Origin of the sequence: Streptomyces thermospinosisporus (genome assembly GCF_039526425.1) — a bacterium.
In the GTDB taxonomy this organism is placed as follows: domain Bacteria; phylum Actinomycetota; class Actinomycetes; order Streptomycetales; family Streptomycetaceae; genus Streptomyces; species Streptomyces thermocarboxydovorans.
The window spans coordinates 1-3,631 of the sequence record NZ_BAAAIZ010000105.1 but is presented as its reverse complement, the minus strand read 5'-3'; the positions used below and the strand labels follow the sequence as shown (position 1 = coordinate 3,631).

The 3,631-nt window shown below is 66.5% G+C and carries 3 protein-coding genes and 1 pseudogene; all 4 read left to right on the top strand.

Annotated features, from left to right (window positions below):
* Window positions 1–236: 236 nt before the first annotated feature.
* The 4 genes and pseudogenes from ABD207_RS27730 to ABD207_RS27715 all read left to right on the top strand — a co-directional run bounded on the left by ABD207_RS27730 (window position 237) and on the right by ABD207_RS27715 (window position 3,208).
* Entirely contained in the window at window positions 237–1,277 is a 1,041-nt protein-coding gene (locus ABD207_RS27730; protein WP_344015934.1) for a glycosyltransferase family 2 protein, read from the top strand.
* Window positions 1,278–1,680: 403 nt separating this feature from the next.
* Entirely contained in the window at window positions 1,681–1,872 is a 192-nt protein-coding gene (locus ABD207_RS27725; RefSeq protein ID WP_344015933.1) for a hypothetical protein, read from the top strand.
* The gene (locus ABD207_RS27720) at window positions 1,856–2,380 is read left to right on the top strand and encodes a DUF6879 family protein (protein ID WP_344015932.1); all 525 of its coding nucleotides are present in this window, start codon (window positions 1,856–1,858) and stop codon (window positions 2,378–2,380) included. Before ABD207_RS27725 ends, ABD207_RS27720 begins: the two co-directional genes overlap by 17 nt.
* A gap of 38 nt (window positions 2,381–2,418) precedes the next feature.
* A pseudogene (locus tag ABD207_RS27715) lies at window positions 2,419–3,208 on the top strand (helix-turn-helix domain-containing protein).
* The last annotated feature ends 423 nt before the right edge of the window (window positions 3,209–3,631 follow it).

The window sequence follows — 3,631 nt, the reverse complement described above, 5'->3', positions numbered from 1 at the left end:
ACCGGGGGGAGGAACCCGGCATGGGGGACGGGCAGGAGACGGCGCGGCGGCTGCGGGCGGCGCTGCGGGGCGGGGCGGGGCCGGGGGGAGCGCGGCGGCGTGGGCAAGGGGGAACACCTCCGGACGACGGCCGTACGCGGGATCGTGAGCACGGTAGGCCGATACGATCTCCGGCCCGGCATATCGCCCCCGGCGCGCGCGGGGGTGTCCCCCGTTCGCGGTAACGTGATGCCCCTATGAACGCCAATCCCGACGTGCGGCCCCCGGCCGTTTCCGTGATCATGCCCGTCCTCAACGAGGAGCGGCACCTGCGTGGCGCGGTCCGCGCGATCCTCGCCCAGGAGTACGCCGGCGAGATGGAGGTCGTGATCGCCCTCGGTCCGTCCACGGACCGCACGGACGAGATCGCCGCCGAGCTCGCCGCCGAGGATCCGCGGGTGCGCACCGTGCCCAACCCGACCGGCCGCACCCCGGCCGCCCTCAACGCGGCGATCAGGGCCTCGCGCCATCCGGTCGTGGTCCGCGTCGACGGGCACGGGATGCTCTCCCCGGACTACATCGCCACCGCGGTCCGGCTGCTGGAGGAGACCGGCGCGCAGAACGTCGGCGGCATCATGCACGCCGAGGGCGAGAACGACTGGGAGCACGCGGTCGCCGCCGCCATGACATCGCGGATAGGCGTCGGGAACGCCGCCTTCCACACGGGCGGCGAGGCCGGCCCCGCCGAGACGGTCTACCTCGGTGTCTTCCGGCGCGAGGCGCTGGAGCAGCAGGGCGGCTACAACGAGGAGTTCATCCGCGCCCAGGACTGGGAGCTGAACTACCGCATCCGCGAGGCGGGCGGCCTGATCTGGTTCTCGCCGGAGCTGAAGGTGTCCTACCGGCCCCGGCCGAACGTGCGGGCGCTGGCCAAGCAGTACAAGGACTACGGCCGCTGGCGGCACGTGGTGGCCCGCTACCACTCCGGCTCCATCAACCTGCGCTACCTCGCCCCGCCGGCCGCCGTGTGCGCGATCGCGGCCGGGACCGTGCTGGGCGCGCTGCTCACCCCGTGGGGCTTCGTGGTGCCCGGCGGCTACCTCGCGGCGATCCTGCTCGGCTCGATCCCGGCCGGCAAGGGCCTGCCGCTGAAGGCGCGGCTGCAGATCCCGGTGGCGCTGGCGACCATGCACATGTCGTGGGGCTGGGGCTTCCTGACCAGCCCGCGCTCCCTGGCGCGGAAGGTCATCGCCTCCCGCCGCCCGGCGGTCAAGGCGGACCGCGCCCAGGCGGCCTGACTCCGCGAGGACAGCGAGGAAGGGCGCTCGGAGAACCGAGCGCCCTTCTTCGTGTCCTGCCGGCCGGCGGGGGTTACGGCAGGTTGCGGGCCATGACGATCCGCTGGACCTGGTTGGTGCCCTCATAAATCTGCGTGCTTGACAGGCCATACGGCTGTGACCTGCACGAATACCCCTCCCAGAGGGGGCCTCCCCAGCACTTCCCCATGATCATCAAGAGTCTGCCCAGATGGGACCGGCCGCAGCAGAGGCACAGCCGGAAGGGCAGTGGACGAGCAGGCACGCGGGAGGTTACGCGGTTTCCTGTTCCGTCAACCGTGATCGCTTGACCCGCACGCCCGGCCCTCGGGAGCATCGACCCAGAGCGAGGCACTGGCAGCGGCATGGGAGGGGAACCCAGACCATGAAGGTCACCAAGCTGGTCAGCACGTGCGACATCAAGGACTGTCCGACGATCTACGCGACGGATCGCGGCACCTTCCTGGTGCAGGGCGAGACGCCGACCGACCACGGGCTTCAGATTCCCGCTCACGAAACCCTGGTCGAGATCCCGATGGAACTGCTCCAGAAGGCCGTCCGTGACAACCTCATCTAAGACCCTCGGCGACCTCTTCGACTCGTTCGAGCGTGAGGCTTTCCGCCTAGAGACCCTGGACGACTACAGCAAGTCCGGGAACGTCGACGCATATCACGCCTACCTGGCCGGAGAGCCGCAGCCGGATGACTACAACGCCGGGTGGGTGGAGGAACTGCGCTCGCACACCGAAAACGGGAAGCGGGTCTATAGAGTGCACATTCTGTCGCGCCCACTCACGGACTATCTTTGCTTCGAACTCGGGTGGGGCTACCGGAAGAACATGACCGGGGGCGAAGAGTTTTTCATCCTCGACATCACCGACAAACCAAATCCCCTGCCCGGCGTTCCGGACTTCTGGTGCTTCGACTCGGAGTGCGTGGCCGTGATGAACTACGACGGGGCAGGAAAGTACCTGGGTTCACAGGTGCTGGAATCAGACCGGGCGGCGGAGTTCACCAGGTACCGTGACACGGCACTTGCGCACGCAGAACCATTCACCGAATGGTGGGCCAAGTACGGGGCGTGAACAGAGCACAGATTGGGGCCGCGCTGCGGGCGCTGCGAATGGCATCCGGAAAGGAAGCCAAGGCAGTGGCCCGCAGCGCCCTCATGTCTCCGTCCAAGCTGTCCAAGATCGAGAATGCCAAGCTCGCACCGAGCGTCACGGACGTTGAACGCATCCTGACCGCCATCGGCGTCTCAGATGAGGTCAAGGCCGAGTACACGGAGGCCGCCCGAGCATCGGCGACGGAAGCGACAGCGTGGCGGCTACTGAAGCGCATCGGCGTCCACAAAGGGCAGCAAGCCGCCAAGGCCCTGGAAGCCCAGTTGTCGACGCTGCGGCTCTTTCAACCGGCCCTAGTCCCCGGCCTGCTTCAAACCCCCGAGTACATCCGCGCCGTTCTGAGACGGCACAACCTGAGTGAAGACGCCCTCACGCGCACGATCAACGGAAGACTTGAACGGCAAGCGGTTCTCTATGACAGCACGAAATCACTTCAGTTCGTCATCACGGAACCCGTGCTGAGGTGGAGAATTATCCCCCCGCAGATGATGGCGGCGCAACTCGACCGCATCGCCTCCATATCTCGCCTGCCTCACGTGGATATTCGGGTGGTGCCACTGACGATTCAGCAGCACGACATCGCCAATCACGCGTTCGTCATTCGCGATGACCACATGGTGACGATAGAGACCGTGCACGCTGAAGTCGTCGTTACGGACCCAAGAGACGTTTGGACTGTACGTAGATAAGTTCGACGGGTTCGCAGCCGTAGCTCTGTCAGGCGCCAGAATGCGGGGCTTGCTCGAAGACATCCGAAACAACTTTTTGCGAGAACAGGAAACAGCCTAGAGGCACGCCCCCGGCCAGCCGAAGATGGCGTCATGGGGAGCGAAGAGAGAACTTCCGATCCAGAGTCGACCGCATCGGCAATCAGCGTGATGATGGGTCCAAGTGAGCCGTCTCCTAAGCCTGGTTGCCGTACCTGCCTCTCACTATCGGTCAGTCGCGAGAACGCGCGATCCGCAGGGGACCACAGCGGGGTTTCAGACGGCAACGTGAGGCTCCGCCGCCACCAAGCGGAGGCGCACGAGTGACGCGCAGGGGAGCAGCGCAGCGGCTGTTCACTGACCGACCGCTGATGACGATGCGCGTTTCCCGTGACTCCGGGCGAACGTGGGAGCCCGAGCGGGCAGTGTCGGCGAGCGACGATCTAGCCTCGCGCTTTCATGAAGCGGGCTGTCCGGCAGGCGGTCAGGAAAGCAGAAAGTGCCC